The organism is Variovorax sp. P1_G12 (assembly GCF_056405555.1).
In genome coordinates this window covers 106007-122533 of record NZ_JBFUBW010000010.1, presented here as the reverse complement: position 1 = coordinate 122533, position 16527 = coordinate 106007, and the positions used below count along the sequence as shown (strand labels likewise).

14 protein-coding genes are annotated in these 16527 nt (G+C 67.6%); 3 read left to right on the top strand and 11 right to left on the bottom strand.

The features are described 5' to 3' along the window. Positions 1-5: 5 nt before the first annotated feature. Positions 6-1520 (bottom strand): amidohydrolase family protein, encoded by a 1515-nt coding sequence (locus AC1D2O_RS13810; protein WP_478085864.1) that lies wholly within the window; start codon positions 1518-1520, stop codon positions 6-8. A 184-nt stretch (positions 1521-1704) separates the two neighbouring features. Between AC1D2O_RS13810 and AC1D2O_RS13805 the strand changes: the two genes are divergently transcribed. Then, a complete protein-coding gene (locus AC1D2O_RS13805) occupies positions 1705-1932 on the top strand; it encodes a hypothetical protein (protein WP_478085863.1) in 228 nt (75 codons plus the stop codon). Between the two features lie 13 nt (positions 1933-1945). Here AC1D2O_RS13805 and AC1D2O_RS13800 read toward each other — a convergent pair whose 3' ends face one another. From AC1D2O_RS13800 to AC1D2O_RS13765, 8 genes are all read right to left on the bottom strand, one after another. Continuing rightward, the gene (locus tag AC1D2O_RS13800; protein WP_478085861.1) at positions 1946-2899 is read right to left on the bottom strand and encodes a substrate-binding periplasmic protein; all 954 of its coding nucleotides are present in this window, start codon (positions 2897-2899) and stop codon (positions 1946-1948) included. Continuing rightward, positions 2892-3710, bottom strand: coding sequence for an ABC transporter permease (locus AC1D2O_RS13795; RefSeq protein WP_478085859.1), 819 nt, complete (start codon positions 3708-3710; stop codon positions 2892-2894). The genes AC1D2O_RS13800 and AC1D2O_RS13795 overlap by 8 nt, the downstream gene beginning before the upstream one ends. Next, positions 3707-4525, bottom strand: a complete 819-nt coding sequence (locus AC1D2O_RS13790) for an ABC transporter ATP-binding protein (protein ID WP_478085857.1) — start codon at positions 4523-4525, stop codon at positions 3707-3709. Before AC1D2O_RS13790 ends, AC1D2O_RS13795 begins: the two co-directional genes overlap by 4 nt. A gap of 4 nt (positions 4526-4529) precedes the next feature. Next, complete coding sequence (locus tag AC1D2O_RS13785) at positions 4530-5621, bottom strand: ABC transporter substrate-binding protein (protein WP_478085855.1); 1092 nt, start codon at positions 5619-5621, stop codon at positions 4530-4532. Between the two features lie 303 nt (positions 5622-5924). Then, positions 5925-6701, bottom strand: a complete 777-nt coding sequence (locus tag AC1D2O_RS13780; protein ID WP_478157205.1) for a DeoR/GlpR family DNA-binding transcription regulator — start codon at positions 6699-6701, stop codon at positions 5925-5927. Between the two features lie 120 nt (positions 6702-6821). Continuing rightward, the gene (locus tag AC1D2O_RS13775) at positions 6822-8936 is read right to left on the bottom strand and encodes a phosphocholine-specific phospholipase C (RefSeq protein ID WP_478085851.1); all 2115 of its coding nucleotides are present in this window, start codon (positions 8934-8936) and stop codon (positions 6822-6824) included. A gap of 8 nt (positions 8937-8944) precedes the next feature. Next, positions 8945-9259 (bottom strand): hypothetical protein, encoded by a 315-nt coding sequence (locus tag AC1D2O_RS13770; RefSeq protein WP_478085849.1) that lies wholly within the window; start codon positions 9257-9259, stop codon positions 8945-8947. Positions 9260-9270: 11 nt separating this feature from the next. Beyond that, complete coding sequence (locus AC1D2O_RS13765) at positions 9271-11355, bottom strand: hypothetical protein (RefSeq protein ID WP_478157204.1); 2085 nt, start codon at positions 11353-11355, stop codon at positions 9271-9273. 552 nt (positions 11356-11907) lie between these two features. Here AC1D2O_RS13765 and AC1D2O_RS13760 point away from each other — a divergent pair. Both AC1D2O_RS13760 and glnA read left to right on the top strand, forming a co-directional pair. Next, complete coding sequence (locus AC1D2O_RS13760) at positions 11908-12159, top strand: hypothetical protein (RefSeq protein ID WP_478085847.1); 252 nt, start codon at positions 11908-11910, stop codon at positions 12157-12159. Between the two features lie 66 nt (positions 12160-12225). Then, on the top strand, positions 12226-13719 hold the full coding sequence (gene glnA / locus AC1D2O_RS13755; protein ID WP_478085845.1) for a type I glutamate--ammonia ligase: 1494 nt from the start codon (positions 12226-12228) through the stop codon (positions 13717-13719). Positions 13720-13781: 62 nt separating this feature from the next. On the opposite strand, the gene AC1D2O_RS13750 is transcribed toward glnA, so the two are convergent. Continuing rightward, positions 13782-14711, bottom strand: coding sequence for an aldose 1-epimerase family protein (locus AC1D2O_RS13750; protein WP_478085844.1), 930 nt, complete (start codon positions 14709-14711; stop codon positions 13782-13784). Next, complete coding sequence (locus AC1D2O_RS13745) at positions 14708-16504, bottom strand: glycoside hydrolase family 15 protein (protein ID WP_478157203.1); 1797 nt, start codon at positions 16502-16504, stop codon at positions 14708-14710. Before AC1D2O_RS13745 ends, AC1D2O_RS13750 begins: the two co-directional genes overlap by 4 nt. Positions 16505-16527: the final 23 nt, after the last annotated feature.

The following is a 16527-nucleotide window of genomic DNA, read 5'->3' as shown; positions in this document are numbered from 1 at the left end:
CAGGGTCAGGGCGTCGGCTGGCCCAGCTTGCGGCCGACCTCCGTGCCCTCGAAGAAGCGCGGATTGGCCTCGGTATAGAAGCGGTACGGGTTGTCGAACACCAGCGCCTTGAAGTCGCCCGCCGTGATCACGCCCTGCGCGACCAGGTCCCAGCTTTCGGCCAGCGGTTCGGTGAACTCCGGCACGTCCCAGTGGCCGACGTCGGACGACCAGATGGCGTTGATCTTCACGCCGAGCGGATTCACGCGGTCGTTGAAGGCCGCCGCCACGGTGCGGTCGTCGGCCTCGGAGCCGAAGTAGAAGCTGTTCACCCAGCGATCCCGGATGTCTTCCACGCGCTCGATGCCGGCCAGTGCGAAGTCGTCGATCTCGGATTCATCGGGCTCGCGGCTGTGCGGCAGCGCCGAGATGCCGAGACTGTCGCGCAGCAGCGTCGACTTGTCGATCGCGCGGCCCTTGAGCAGGTCGCCGCCGTAGCGCTCGAACAGGGACGCCAGCAGTTCGATATCGGCCTCTGCGGGATCGTAGTTGCGCACCGCGATGCGGTTGCGCTTCTCGAAGCGATCGACCAGGTGCGTGTAGACATGCGAGCCCCAATCGGCCCCGCCTTCGAGCAGCCCGACGCGCAGGCCCGGGAACCGCCGGGTCACCCCGCCGAAGAACAGGGCCTTCGCAAAAGCCTGCGAACCGTCGGCGAAATGGCCGATGTGGTTGTTCATGTAGTTGCTGATCGACTGCCGACCCGTCCAGCCCTGGCTGCCGTAGTGCGTGGTGACCGGCACGCCGAGCTCCACCACCTTGGCCCAGAACGGGTCGTAGTCGTGCTCGCTGTCGATGCCGTAGAAATCGATGTAACCCGCCTGCTTCGCCACCTCGGGGTGTTCCCTGGCCGGGTACTTGTCCGCGATCGCGCGGATCGGCCGCCGCACGCCGCCGGCGATGTTGATCACCTTCAGGCCCAGCGTCTTGACCGCGAACTCCAGTTCCTCGATGCCCTCCTGCGGCGTGTGAAGCGGGATGCCGGCCACGGGGGTGAGGCGGTCCGCATAGGCGCGGTACTGGTCGGCGTGGAAGTGGTTGATGGCGCGATGCAAGGGCTGGCGGAACTCGCTGCCCGCCGCGGCGGGCGACAGCACGTCGTTGGGGAACAGGACCGAGTAGTCGGAGCCCTGCTCGGCCAGACGCTCGTGCAGCAGCGCGGGCAGCGTGTAGGTCGCGAGGTCGTACGTGTTGCGCGTGACGCGCGCCCACCACGGCGCTCGCAGGGTGCGGTGGTACTGGCGCTCGTCGGGCGTCTGCTGGTACCAGTCCTTGCCGCCGCCGTTGCGCGTGACGAAGCGTCCGCCCAAGGCCTTGCGCAGCGCGTCCACCAGGGCATTGCCGCCATAGTGCTGGATGTAGTCCTCCAGCGCCGGTGCGTAGTCGTTGACGTGCACGTCGGTGTCGATCACCGGGTGCCGGAGGCCGGCCTTGACGGCGGCGGATCGCGATGCGCGCACAGGGCTCAATCGGTCGTTCACGGGTGTCTCCTTCGATGTGACTTGGATACGACTCGCAGGTTAGGTGCGAGCGTCGTGTCGCCCAAGGAAGGCTTTCGCGTTTGCTTAGGTGCGCCTCGCATATCAGCCAGGCGATGCTGGCGAGAGCGGCAAGTGGGCTGCGCCCCGACTGGCCACCGCCTGGACACGCGCGCGTCGCACCGCCTTGCAGGAGATCCGCCAGGACAGCGCGGCCTACTACGCCTTCCACGCGGAGGTCAGCGGCTTCCCGCTGGAGGTCGTGAAGGTCTCGCACCCGCTGTCGCAATTCCCTGAAGCGGCCTACCCCGCCGAAGGAGTGGCGCTGCTCGACGAGGTCAAGAAGTTCCTGCTGGCCGAGCACCCCGTGAGCCGCGACTTCGAACTCGCGCAGTGGCGCGTCCACGACGCCTGAGCGACTCACCGGCTCAGGAATGGCAGACCAGCCCGTCCTTGAGCAGCGTGATCTCGAACTGCAGATTGCCCGCGCGCGCAGCGCGAGCCTTGGCCAGGGTGCCATCGGCACGCCACTGGCGCAGCGCCGTGGCCACGTAGTCGCGCGACAGCGCGTCGCCGTCGGCCAGTCGAACCAATGCGTCCGAGCGCGCTTGCAGGCCCTGGACCAGGGGTTTGTAGAAGCGCCACTCCTCGTTGCGCATGAGCCGCTCCAGCACTTCACTGTCTTCGGCCAGTGCCGCGCATTCGCCCGCCATGAAGGCCGAGGCCGCATGCACCGACGACGGGTAGCTGCGCGGCTGTGCGCCATAGCGTTGCGCCACCGCGCCCGCGTAGCCGGAACCTTCGCCAACGCAGACCGATGCGCCGCGCAGGGCGGCCTCGTCCTGCAGCCGGCCGCGCCGCAGGCCCACCACGACGCCGCGGCCCGTGTCGTAGCTGCCTGGCGCCGCAGCGATGCCTTGCTGCGGCGCTTCATCTCTCGCCACGCCGGCGATCAACAAGTCGATGCGCCCGTCGCGCACGGCGGCTTCCCGCTCGTCCGCTGCCAGGCCGACCAGCCTGAGCTTCACGCCGAGCGCGTCCGCGAGCTGGCGCGCGAGCGTGGCGTCGAAGGCATCGGGCTCGGGCGGCGTGGGGGCTTCCGCTGGCGCGGGGCGCGGGTAGCGGCGCACGCCGACGACCAGTTCACCACGTACCACCGCACGCTCCAGCACGGGCCCTTTCGGCCGGTTGGCAAGCGGCGGTGCGGTCTCCAGCAGTCGCCGCAGCCATGTCGGCGATGCGGGCAAGCCCGGGTCGGCAGGGTCCGCGAACGCCGACGAGCCGCCGATGCTGCCGAGCGCCGCCAGGGCGACGGTCACCGCCAATACCGTCCCGGCGGCGGCTCGGCTCGGCGCCGGGGCAGCCTGCCTGCGTTCATTCATCGAGGCTCAACCCCTTGCGCCAGCGCAGCAGCCGGCGCTCCAGCAGCGCAAGCAGATAGTTCAGCAGCAGGCCGAGCACCGCCAGCATCAGGATGCCCGCATACATGGTCGGAATCTGGAAGGTCTCCTGCGAATTCAGCGTGAGGAAGCCCAGGCCCGAGTGCGCGCCGATCATCTCGGCCGCCACCAGCGCGGTGATGCTGTACGCGCCGGCCAGCCGCACGCCCGTGAAGATCGACGGCAGCGAGGCCGGCAGCACCACCTTGAAGAAGATGAAGCGGCGGGACGCGCCCATCGACAACGCGGAGTTCACCAGCAGCCGGTCGATCTGCTTCACGCCACTCACGGTGCTCAGCAGCACGGGCCAGAACGAGGCCCAGAAGATGATCGCCACCTTCGAGAGCTCGCCAATGCCCAGGAACAGGATGAACACCGGGAAGAGCGCGAAGGCCGACGTCTGGCGAAACAGCTGCAGCACCGGATCGACGATGGCGGCCAGGCGCTTGAAGCCGCCGATCAGCAGTCCCAGCACCACGCCCGCGCTGCTGGCGAGCACCAGCCCCCAGAGCGATCGCTGAAGGCTGGCCGCCACGTGCTTCCACAGCTGCCCGTTGTCGAGCAGTTGGCCGATGCTGGCCAGCACCGCCGAAGGCGGGCTCAGGTAGGCGTCGCTCACGATGCCCAGGCGGGGCAGGGCCTCCCACAGCAGCAGGAAGAGCACGATGCCGATGCCGCGCTCGGCCCAGCGGCCCGCGATGCGGAAGATGCGGCTGGGCGGGCGAATCGCCGGCGCGTCGAGCACCGCGCTCACGACGCCGCTCCTTCGAGCGACTTCGGCCGCAGGCCGGGCTGCCCGAGCTGTACCTCGTCCTTGAGCACCTCCCAGGCGCGATGCCGCAAGGCGGCGAACTCCGCCGTGTGGCGCAGTTCGGCGGAGCGCGGCCGCGCGAGCGGAATGTCGATGATGTCCTTGATGCGGCCGGGCCGCTGCGTCATCACCGCCACCCGGTCCGAGAGGTACACCGCCTCTTCCAGGCTGTGGGTGATGAAGACGATGGTCTTGCGGTGCTGCTCCCAGATGCGCAGCAGTTCGCCCTGGAGCACCTCGCGTGTCTGCGCATCGAGCGCGGCGAAGGGCTCGTCCATCAGCAGCACGTCGGGCTCGTAGGCCAGCGAGCGCGCAATGGCCACGCGCTGCTTCATGCCGCCCGAGATCTCGTGCGGGTAGCGCTCGCCGAAGCCGTGCAGGCCGACCAGCTCGAGGTACGCCTGCGCGGTACGGCGTCGCGCCGCCTTGCCCAGGCCGCGGATCTCGAGGCCGATGGCGATGTTGTCGAGCACCGACAGCCATGGGAAGAGCGCGTAGCCCTGGAACACCACGCCCTGGTTGCGGTTGATGCCGGCAATCGGCCGGCCGTCGATGGCGATGCGCCCGCCGGTGCGCTCGGTCAGGCCGGCCAGGATGGCCAGGAAGGTCGACTTTCCGCATCCGGAGGGGCCGAGCACCGACAGGAATTCGCCCTCGCGCACGTCGAGGTCGAAGCCCTCGAGCACGGCCACACGTTCGCTGGCCCCGCGCGCCGCATAGTCCATCCGCACGTCGCGGGCAGAGATCTTGATGCTCATCGCCTCAGGTCTTCGCCGGTTGCTGTGGCTGCTTTTGCGCGAACGGGTTGAACTCGTTCGTGTAGATCTCCTTCACGGCCACCTTGCCGGCCGGAATCTTCCCTTCGGATTGCAGGATGTCGACGTAGTACTGGATCGGCGGCTCGGTCACCACCAGGTCCTCCACATAGGCATAGCGATCGACATTCTTCAGGTCCATGTTGATGCGCTTGGCCACCAGCTTGCGCGCCTCTTCGGGGTTGGCATTGACCCAGTTGCCCGCCTTCGCCAGCGCGGTGACCACGTCGCGCACGGCCTCGGGATGCTCGCGGATGAAGCGGCCATGGGCGCTGTAGGGCGCCATGCCGCCGAGTCCGCCGTCGAGGTCGAAATCGCTCCACAGCCGCAGCAGCTGGTCCGCGTTCTCGGCCCGGCCCGAGAAGGGGGCGTGGATGATGGCCAGATCGGTGTTGCGCGTCACCAGCGTCTGCTCGGCCTGCTCGTCGGGAATGACCACGAAGTTGATCTTGTTCACGTCCACGCCATGCTGGCGCAGGTACTTCTTGGTGACGAACTCGGCGCAGGCGCCGAAGCTGTTGAAGCCGACGGTCTTGCCCTCGAGGTCCTTCGGCGCGCGGATGCCGGAGTCCTTGCGCACGAAGTACTTCATGTGCGGCGCCTCCTGCAGCGTCCTGCCGCCGGCGGCCACCACCTTCAGGTCGGCGCCCGAGGCGATGGCCGAGATCACCAGCGGCACCATGCGGCTGCCGAAGTCGATCTCGCCCGTGCCCACCAGCGGAATGATCTGTGGCGCCGCGATCTTGCCGACGTACTGCGGGCGCGTGTTCGTGCCCTCGAAGTAGCCGAGCTGGTCGGCCAGGTAGATCAAGTCGAACGAGGGGTTGTCAGGGTACTTGAAGGCCACCTTCTCGCCGGCCTTGCCGACCACGGCCGGGCCGCCGGCCGCAGCGCTCTTGCCGTCGCCCGGCGAGCAGCCTGCAAGCAGGAGGCCGCCGAGGCCGCCCGCGGCGGTCAGCGAAGCAAGGGTCTTGAGCGCCAGGCGGCGTGAAGGCAGCGCGCGGGCGCCGAGGCTGGAAGAGGGCGTCTCGATGGGCATGGCGTCGGGCTCCGCGGGCGGAGCGCAGGGACTGGTTGGGAAGCTACCGATCGTAGGAAGCACCACCCCGCGCACCAACGAAGAAAAGCGCGCATGCATATGCGGCCTGCGCTGGCGTGCAAGACGAAAAATTGCGGCGTCTCATTTGCCGATCGAAGGATCGGTGTCGCGTGACAGATGGCTCTGGCCGACCTTTCGGGTCGCCCGGCAGCACTCCGGGAGCGCAGGCCTTGGCCACGCATCTCGCCACTGTCCGCAGGGCGAAATGATGACGCCCTGTCCCCGGCCGGGAAACCCGCTGCGTCAGGCGACGATCACGCGATGGCAGGTCTTGCGCAACAAGGGCAGGGCGGGCAGTTCGCGGGCCTTGGCGTCGGTGACGACGACGTCGATGTCGGCCGTGCGGATGTAGGTCACGCGGCTGGCCTGTCCGATCTTCGCGTGGTCGGCCAGGATGACCACCTGCTGCGCCTGTTCGGCCATGGCACGGGCGACCGCGGCTTCGTGGTGCTCGAAGCTCATGGCGCCAAGCCTGGCATGCAGGCCCACCGGCGACAGCAGGGCGACGTCGGCGCGGTAGCGGTGGATTTTCTCGATCGTGGTGTCGCCGTGCGTCGCCTGCGTCTTCACGTCGATGTGGCCGCCCAGCAAGATGGTCTGGTTGCCCGTGAGGCGCCCTTCGCTGGCGCCTGCGAGCTTGAGCGCAATGCTCAGCGAATTGGTGATGACGGTCATGCCGCTGAGCGTGCCGATCTCCTCCGCGAGCATCGAGGTGGTGCTGCCCGCGTCCAGAAAGACCGTCTGCCCCGGCTGCAGCAGCCGGATCGCAGCCTTGGCGATGGCACGCTTTTCCCGTTGGCGCGCCACCAGCCGCACCGCCAGCGGCGGCTCGGGTTCCGCGCTGGTGGCGATGGCGCCGCCGTGGACACGGCGGAGTTCGCCCAATCCTTCGAGTTCGAGCAGGTCGCGGCGGACTGTCTCGCGCGACACCGCCAGGTCCTGCACGATGCGCTCGACGCTGAGCCGCGAGAACGTGGCGAGAAGGCTGCGGATGCGCAGGAATCGTTCGTCTTGAAGCATGGGGATGCCGGCGTGTGAAAAAGAAGGGTGCAGCGGGACGCCGTGCCGACCCGCAAGCGGACGGGCGCGGGACGGGTGCCATTGTGCCGATCAACGCACCCGTCGGGGCGAAGCCGAGTGTCAGGACAGCACGCCCATCGCCGGGTCGCTGATGCCGTCCGCGCCGGTTTCCACGCGGCCCGCAAAGCGCCGCAGGTAGGTTGTGCCGTCGTCCACATTGGCCGACACGCTGAAGTCGTACCAGTGCTTGCTGTAGGCCAGGTCCCATTGCTGCGTCAGCACCTGACCGGGCGCGAGCGCGAAATTCCACGGCCCGTCGGTGCGGTAGGCGGTGGGCGCGACCGCGACCGTGCAGCTGATGTTGCCGAGGTTGTGCATTTCCAGGTGCACGTCGCCGTTGGCGGTGTCATAGCAGACGCGGATCTCGGGCAGACCGGCACCGCCCGCGAGCGACTTCGGCAGCTTGCCGCGGAAGCGGCGGAAGTAGCCGTTGGGCCCGAACACCGACAGGTCGTAGCTGCCGTCGGAGGTCGGCGTCCAGCTGTCGTTGAGCAGCTTTCCCGGCTCCACGGTGTAGCGGCGCGGCAGGTCGCCCAGCGACAAGTGGTTGTAGACGTGGAAGACCGCGCCCGCCTTGCCGGTGTTGCCGAACACCAGCCAGTACTTCTGCCGGTCGACGTCGGGCCGACCGCTGGTATGCAGCTCGTAGGGCAGCGCGCGCGAGTAGCGCACGCCGGTGGCCTGCAGCGGCATCGTGCCGGTGCCGGGCGTTGGCGCGACCGGCGTAGGCAGCAGCAATTGCATCGCGATGGCGGCATCGGCCGCGGCGCTGTCGATGGTCGGCAGCGCCGGCAGCTCGGCATTGGGCGTCGCGAAGTTGAAGCACGAAGTGAGATCGCCGCTGACAGAGCGTCGCCACGCGCTGATGTTGGGTTCGGTCACGCCGAAGCGCATTTCGAGAAAGCGGATGACCGAGGTGTGCTCGGCGACCTGCGAGTTGACCCAGCCGCCCTTGCTCCACGGGCTCACCACATACATCGGTACGCGCCAGCCCATGCCGTAGGGCGAGCCGATGTACGGCGCCTTCAGCTCGTTGCGTTCGCCGAGCGTGGATACGGTGCTCATGCCCGCGTCGGTGCCGTCGGGGTTGCGCGACGCAATGGCGGGCGGCGGCATGTGGTCGAAGTAGCCGTCGTTCTCGTCGAACATGAGGAAGAGCACCGTCTTGCTCCACACCGCCGGGTCGGACGTGAGCGCGTCCAGCACGCGTTCGGTGTACTCGGCGCCCCACAGCGGCGACGACGGGCCGGGGTGCTCCGAGTACTTGGCGGGCGCCACGATCCAGCTCACCTGCGGCAGCAGGCCGTTCTTCACGTCGTCGGCCAGGTCGGACAGCGAACGCGTCGACAGGCCGCGTGCCTTGAGCGAGCGCTGCGCTTCGGTCGGGGCCGCTGCATAGTAGGCACGGCGGAAGGTGTCGAAGCCTTCGAGCGGGTTGTCCGTGAAGTTGTCCGCCATGTCCTGGTAGATCTGCCAGCTGACGCCGGCCGCTTCCAGCCGCTCGGGGTAGGTCGTCCAGCTGTAGCCGGGGGTGTTGGCCAGGTCGTCGTTGGTGTTGTCGATGGCCGGGCCGCCGCCCTGGCCCAGCGGATCGTTGCTGCCGGTCCAGAGGAACAGCCGGTTCGAGTTGGTGCCGGTGAGCTCGCTGCAGTGGTAGGCGTCGCACACCGTGAAGGCGTCGGCCAGAGCGAACTGGTAGGGCATGTCGCTCTGCTGGTAGTAGCCGAGCGCGCGCGCCGACTTCGCCGCCACCCACTGGTTCATGCGCCCGCCGTTCCAGGCTTGCTGGCCGTCGGCCCATCCGTGCGCCATGCCGGTAGTGCGCTGCGCGCTGGTGCTGGTCGTGTCGTAGTGAAAGGGCAGGCAAGTCCCGCTGCCGGATGTCGGCGGCTGGTTCCAGACCGGCTTGCCGTTGGCCAGCGGCACCGGAAAGCGGTCGCCGAAACCGCGCACGCCGCGCAGCGTGCCGAAGTAGTGGTCGAAGGAGCGGTTCTCCTGCATGAAGATCACGACGTGCTTGACGTCGCTGATGGTGCCGGTGTCCTGTGCGGCCGGAATGGCCAGGGCACGGCGGATGCCCGGCGGCAGCAGGCCGAGTGCGGCAGCGGCACCGGCGGTGGTGGCGGCACCGCGCAGGAAGCCGCGTCGGGAACTGGAGGTGTGCTGGTCTGTCATGTGCGATCTCAGGGGGCACAGCGCACCGACTCGGGACGGCGAGCGGGTGGTTTGTTGTCGGGCGTGGCACCGGGCGGCGTCACGGCTTCGGCGGGAGGCCCGGCGGTGGCCGGGTCGTTCGGGGTGACCACCACGCCGGGTGGCGCGCCCGTGCTCGACGGGTTGCCGGTCGGGGTGAGGGGCGCATTGATGCCGCTTCCTCCGCCGCCACCGCCGCCACCGCCGCACGCGCCCAGCGCGGTGGCGGCGACCAGCGTCGCGAATGCAAAGAGGAGGCGTCGGCCCGCGGTCGGGCGCGCGGTGGGCGTGGGGTCGCTGTGCATGCGCATCTCCGTCAGGGAACCAGCGTGGTCAGCGAGGTGCCCGAGCGGCCGATCGATTCGACCTCCAGGGCGGTCAACACGCGATTCCAGGTGCCGAATTCGCCGAAATCGAAGCGGCCGCCGATGGTGTTGCTCGCATTGCCGTTGCGATAGCCGGGGCCATAGCCGCCATCGCCGTCCTCGTTCAGCGTGAAACCGTTGTTCAGGCCGTTCAGGGCCGCGACGTAGGCGCTGGTCAGGGGTACCGATGCGCTCTGCATGCCGTAGACCGGGTCGTACACATGGAACCTTGCCGCCAGGCCCGGCACATCGACCACCATGGCGGCGTACACCCAGGTGTTGGCGCTGAAGTTCAGGTTCTTGTCGCCCGCCCGGGCGCCGCCGCGACCGATGTTGAAGCGCAGCGTGCTGCCGTATTGGCCGATCGCCAGGCCCGGGTTGTCGCCGCTGCCCCAGTTCTTGTTCGACACCACAGGCATGCCCGAGCGGGTGGCGTCCGAGCGGAACCAGAAACCGAAGCTGAAGGGTGCGCTGGTGCTGCTCACGTTGGCCGTGGGAATGCGATAGCCGCCATCGCAAGCGGCGCAGACGGTCGGCCCGGCATAGTTGGTCGATTGCAGCGCGGTGTCGGTGCCGCCGAACGGACCGCCGCCCGCGGCGGTGTAGATCGGCGTGGCTCCGCTCACCCAGGGTGTGAAGGCCAGCGCGCCGTTGATGCGGTCGGCCAGCGTCGTCTTCAGTGCGAACAGGTGCGTGAGGCCGGTGGCCACGCCGGGCATCAGCGAGATCGGCTTCACGTAGTCGAGCGTGGCACGCAACGAAACGGGCGTCTGGTCGGCGACCACGGTGTAGTTGTAGGTGAAGAAACCGCTGGCTGCAGGCGCCATCGTGGTGTCCTCGAACTCCAGGGCGTTGCCGGGCAGCGTGGCGACGGCGATGCCGTCGCGCATGACGGCGATGGCCGCCGGCGTGGCCGGCAGGGTCCATGTCAGGCGAATGCCGCTTCGCTTCTTGTTCATGTCAGCGGCCAGCTGGCGCACACCGGCGGCGCCGGTCAGCGGGCTGCCGTCCATGGCGTACTTGTCGGCCCCGGGGCGTGCCGAGAGATGCGTCAGCACCGTGGGCGTGATGTCCGTCGCGGCGGCGTAGGCGTACCAGGGCTCGATGGCCACCGGCAGCGTGGCGGGTGCGGCCGCCGCCAGGTTGGCGGGCTTGTCGATGGCGATGACCGTCGCCAGGTTCGACGCGATCGGAATGCCGTCGGCCACGCCGGTGGCACCCAGGCCGTGCGTGGTGGTGACGATCACCATCCAGTCCTCGCCGGGCTGGGCCGCGCGACGCTTGGCGAGCGAAGCCTTGAGCGTCGCGATCTGCCGGTCGACTTGCGCCAGCGCGTTTTGGTAGTCGGTGCCGTAGCCAGCCACGTCCGCCACCTGTGCCGGGCCCTGGTAGTCGGCCACGATCAGGTCGTAGCCGCCGCCCTCGATGGCCGCGGCCGCCTCGGACGACACGCAGCTGTCGTTGCCTTCGCAATCCTTCACCAGGTCCAGGTAGCCGGAGGCCCTGTCGGCGCGCAGCAGTTGCGGCAGGCCGCTCCAGCTGGCAATGGCCGCGGTACGCGCCGAGGCGTGGCTTTGCTTCAGCAGCTTGAAGACGGTGTCGGCCTTGAAGCTCTGGCCCTCGTAGTTGGAGCGGATCTCATGGCGGTCGGCCCAGGCGCCTGTCAGGAGCGTGGCCCACGCCGGGCCGTCGGTCGCCTGCTGTTGCGTGGTCTTGCCCTTGATGCCCCCGGTATAGGCAGGGAGCACCATGCCAAGCCCCTGGAGGGACGGCATGCGAGCGGCGACTAGCGCTTGCTGCAGGGCCTCGTACTGCACGCCGTCGATGCCGATCACCAGCGCCTTGCCTTGCGGCCCTGTGCCGGGAGCAGGCGCTGGCGCCGGTGCGGGAGGCGCGGCGGAAGCGGGTGAGGGCGCTGGTGTGGGCAGGAATGGGAATGCAGGCGCCGAGCCTCCACCGCCGCCACAGGCGACCAGCAGAAGCAACGGGCTCATGCTCAGGGCGGCACGCCCGAGGCGGCCTCTCAGTGTGTTCATCAGGGATCTCCGGCAAGGTGGGACACCGGAGGTCGCGGGGGACCTGTCCGGTCTCGAATGAGAACGTGGTTGCGACAGGCACTTCGCGCAATTGCAGCTACCGGGACCTGTGCGGTTCCAAGAGATATGCAATAAATGCCTCAAACGCAACCAATGCCTCGGATGTTGCGGGAGTCAAATGACAGAGCTTTGACAGCGCCGGCTCATGGCCGGACATGTACGGCTGAACGAAATGGACTGGCGTTTGGGTTCTGTCCCGCACGATTCCTGAGGCGGAAGGGGCCTTCGGACTTGTCAGTCAAGTGGAGAGGCGCCGTGCATCAGTGGCGTGTCGGACGCGCAGGCCCTGTACCGGGGGTCCGGACCGACGCGCCGCGGACGGTGCAGCCGCTCGCGCCAGCCGAGTCCGCACGGCGAGCCACGAATGTCGGAACTTCACCGTCAGCGGTTCGTCAAATTCCTTTTGACCTGCGCCTTCTGGTCGTGGTCGCGCGCAAGCGCATCGGGATGCACGAAGGCGCCTGGCTCTGTCGTTACAAGGAGAGCGCGCGCATGGAAAAAATGCTTCACCTGCTCGAGACTTTTACCGCCCGCGGAAGTGATGGACTGACCTACCGCGTCCAGGCCTATGAACACCTCGCCCGTCTCGACGCGGTTCCCGACACGCAAGGACAATGGGAGCCGACGGGGCTCACCGAATACAAGCTGGCCGATGGTCGGCATGTCGGCGTCGACAAGGATGGCGTGATGACGTTGGCCGGCACGGGGATGAGGCTGAATCGCGACCCTTCCCCGCAGGACTGAGAGTGATGCCCGCGTGAGCGGGAGTCGTGGTGGATTTCTGGGTAACCCCAACCCGAGGAGAGGACCATGCCAACCGAAAAAAAGCGCCTGATCGCCCAGTTCGAGCCCGGCGCCTACCGGGTGAATCCGCCGAAGAATGCGAAGGAGGTGATTGCCCTCGTGCAGGAGCACGGAGTTCAGATCGTCGACCTGAAGTTCACCGATCTGCCCGGACTGTGGCAGCACTTCTCGATCGGGCTGCCGGAACTCAATGACGAACTGTTCAACGACGGCATCGGGTTCGACGGCTCCTCGATCCGCGGTTTCCAGGAGATCCACGAGTCGGACATGCTGCTGCAGCCGGACCCGACCACCGCATTCATCGATCCGATGTGCGAGACCCCGACGCTTTCGATGATCTGCAATGTGGTCGACCCGGTCCGGAAGGGGCCCTACTCGCGCGATCCGCGTTTCGTGGCCCGCAAGGCCGAGCGTCACTTGAAGGACACCGGGGTCGCGCAGACCTGCTACTTCGGCCCGGAGCTCGAGTTCTTCATCTTCGATTCGATCCGGTTCGAGCAGAACACGCATTGCGGCTACTACTACGTCGATTCGGTCGAGGGCGCATGGAACTCGGGCCGGGACGAAGGCGCGTTCGGGGGCGGGAATCTCGGCTACAAGCCGCGCTACAAGGAAGGCTATTTCCCGGTGCCCCCGCACGACACGCTGCAGGACATCCGCTCGGAGATCGTGCTCGGGCTGATGAACGCGGGTGTGCAGGTCGAGATCCACCACCACGAGGTGTCGACCGCGGGCCAGAACGAGATCGACATGAAGTTCGCGCCGCTCGTGCGAATGGCCGACAACGTGATGGTCTACAAGTACTTCGTCAAGAACATCGCGCGCCGGCACGGCAAGGTGGCCACGTTCATGCCGAAGCCGCTCTTCGCCGACAACGCGAGCGGCATGCACTGTCACCAGAGCCTGTGGAGCGAGAAACGCAATCTCTTCTACGACGCCAAGGGTTGGGCACTGACCTCCGAGCTGTGCCGCTGGTACATCGGCGGACTGCTCCAGCATGCCCACGCGCTGATGGCGTTTTGTGCACCGACCACCAACTCCTACCGCCGGCTCGTCCCGGGCTACGAGGCGCCGGTGAACCTGGTGATGTCGCAGCGAAATCGCTCGGCTGCGGCGCGCATTCCGATGTATTCGGAATCGCCGAACGCGAGGCGCGTCGAGTTCCGTTGTCCGGACCCGACGGCGAATGCCTACCTCGCGTTCGCCGCAATGCTCATGGCGGGCCTCGACGGGGTCGCCAACAAGATCGACCCGGGCCCGCCGATCGACAAGAACATCTACGAGCTTCCCCCTGAAGAGGCAAAGGGCATCGCGAAGGTGCCTGGATCGCTCGAGGAGTCTCTCCGGGCGCTGGAGAAGGATCACGACTTCCTGATGCGCGGAGACGTGTTCACCAAGGACGTGATCGAAACCTGGCTCGAATACAAGTGGAAGCACGAGGTCGATCCCGTGAGGCTGCGCCCGCACCCGTGGGAGTTCTATCTCTACTTCGATGCCTGAGACTCGGCGTGGGCCATTGCCAAGGATCACCATCGATCCCGATCGACCTTGCCGCGGAAGGCTCAGTCCGGCACCAACCCCCAGCGGCCCTCGACGAGTTGCCCGGGCTCCATTTTCAAGAGATCGATCCCTGAACGCAGAGCATTCGGTGGGCACGTCATTGGCTCGATCGCAATAGCGCGTCGTCGACGCGAGACGGCCTCGAGCTTGTCGCCCGTGTAAACCATGAGGTATCGGAACAACGAGTCGGCCCAAAGGCTTGCACTTCGGCCGTCGTCGGGCCCTGCCACGGATGCGCGCGCGAGGCCGTCGGCCCCTCGCACGAGGTCCGTATAGCCCGTATCGAGCCGCATGGAACCGATCGACTTCGGTTCGGTGAAATCCCGGTCCGATCCGGCGACCGCTTCGTCTCCGATCGGCAGCCCGCGATCGTCCATCACCAGGCATCGGGTCGCCGGGATCTGCAGGACCGCGTCATCGATGGCGGTACCCACTGTCAGGTAGGGATGGAAACCGATTCCGAAGGGCGCGGGGACGCTCGAGGCGTTGCGCGCCCGGAAGGAAACCGTCAGGCCTGTCTCATCGAGTCGATACCCAACCTGCAGGTCGAGCCGCCACGGGTACCCCGGCTGCGGATGAAGGGCGCAGGTCAACTCGACTTCACCGGATGACCTCGAAACGGTTTTCCATGGGAGCCATCGCACCAGCCCGTGAATCGCGTTCTGCAACTCGGGCTCGTCCAGCGCCGCTCGGCCGCCCCGACCCTCGAACCGGTACTGCCCGCGGTCGAGGCGGTTCGGCCAGGGAGCGAGCACCTGTCCGCGGCCGCTGGGCGACCACTCTTCCATCCCGAATCCATCGATGATGTCCGCGTCCTCCACCGAGTAGTGGCGCAGAGTCGCGCCAACTTCGGTCACGATGGCCCGCTGCGAGCCGTGACGGATTTCGTACTGCGCGCCCGAGTGTGGCGAGGCCGCGTAGACCGAGCTCATCGGTCCCGGGCGGTTGAGCCGCGCGCACCGGTAGCCTTCGAGAGGGTCATGGCGCTGGCGATGAGCGTCAGGTGAGTGAACGCCTGAGGGAAGTTTCCGATCAGTCGCAGGTGCTGCGGGTCGTACTCCTCGGAGAAGAGCCCGAGATCGTTTCGAAGAGAGAGCAACCGGTCGAAAAGCGCCTGGGCCTCTTCGAGTCTCCCGAGCATGGCCAGGTCGTTGACCAGCCAGAAGCTGCACGCGAGGAACGCGCCTTCCCCCGGCGGCAATCCGTCGGCCGCGTCCTTGTCCGGGATGTACCGCATCACGAACCCGTCGTGCACGAGCTCCCGTTGGATGGCTTCCACGGTGCCCACCACACGCGGGTCGGTCGCCGGCAGGAATCCGACCTGCGGGATCAGCAGCAGGGCCGCATCGAGCTGCGTGGACCCGTAGTACTGGGTGAACGTGTTTCGCTCGGCGTCGTAGCCCATCCGGCACACCTCCTCGTGGATGTCGTCCCGCATCTGAAGCAACGCCTCCGGCGCGCCCTCATGACCCGACGTTTCCAGCATCTTCGCGACGCGGTCGGCGGCGACCCAGGCCATCACCTTCGAGTGGACGAATTGACGCCGAGGGCCCCGAACCTCCCAAATGCCATCGTCAGGTTCGCGCCAATGGCGCTCGAGCCACTGGACGAAACTCTGCGTGGGATCCAGCGCTGCGGCGACGGGCGTCATGCCGAGCCGCCGTGCCCGATAGATCGCGTCGGCCAACTCGCCATACACGTCAAGCTGCAGTTGCCCCGAGGCAGCGTTTCCAACCCGCACAGGGGCGGACCCCTCGTAGCCCGCCAGCCAGCCGAGTTCGTACTCGTCGAGGCGGCGCTCTCCGCCGATCCCGTACATGATCTGCAGATCGTCAGGGTCGCCTGCGACGGCGCGGATCACCCAGTCGCGCCATTGGGTCGCCTCCTCCACGTAGCCAGCCGCCATGAGCGCGTCGAGCGCGAGCGCGGCGTCCCGGATCCAGCAGAACCGGTAGTCCCAGTTCCGCACGCCGCCGAGGAACTCGGGAAGCGACGTGGTGGGCGCGGCCACGAGCCCGCCGGTGGGCGCGTGAGTCAGGGCCTTGAGCGTGAGAAGGGAGCGTTCGACCTCGTCCTTCCACGCACCCTTGTAGGTCGAACGACCCGACCAGGCGCGCCACCAAGCCTCGGTCTCGGCCACGGCATCGACAGCATCGATCGGCGGCGGCGTGTCTTCCCAGGAGAGGTGCCACGTGAGAACGAAGCAAGCGCGCTCGCCCGCGCGCACCGAGAAGTCGGCTTCGAGCCGACGCTCCCGCGCCGTGATCGGCACGTCGGCCCGCAACTCCACCGCCTCGGGCCCCGCGCCAGCGCTCACCGCCTGATCCCTGGCGATGATCCACGGCGCGGTCTTGCCGTAGTCGAACCGCGGGTTGAGCCGACTGGACATCGGTACGGTGCCGCGCACGCCCTCCACGATGCGGACGATCCGCGGATGCGATACCCGCAGAGCCATGCAGTCGATGATCCGGACCATGCCGTCGGCCGTCTCGAACTCGGTTTCGAGAACGAGCGTCGAGGGCCGGTACCGTCGCGTCGTGGCGACGATGTCTCCGGCCGGAGCGATGCGCCATCGACCGTTCTCCTGCGTGCCCAGCAGATTCGCAAAACACGCGGAAGAGTCGAAGCGCGGCAGACACAGCCAGTCGATGGAGCCATCGATGCCGACCAGTGCCGCAGTGTGCATGTCGCCGATCAGTCCGTAGTCTTCGATGCGAAGAGCCATTCGACCTCCCGTAGGGCAGCCGG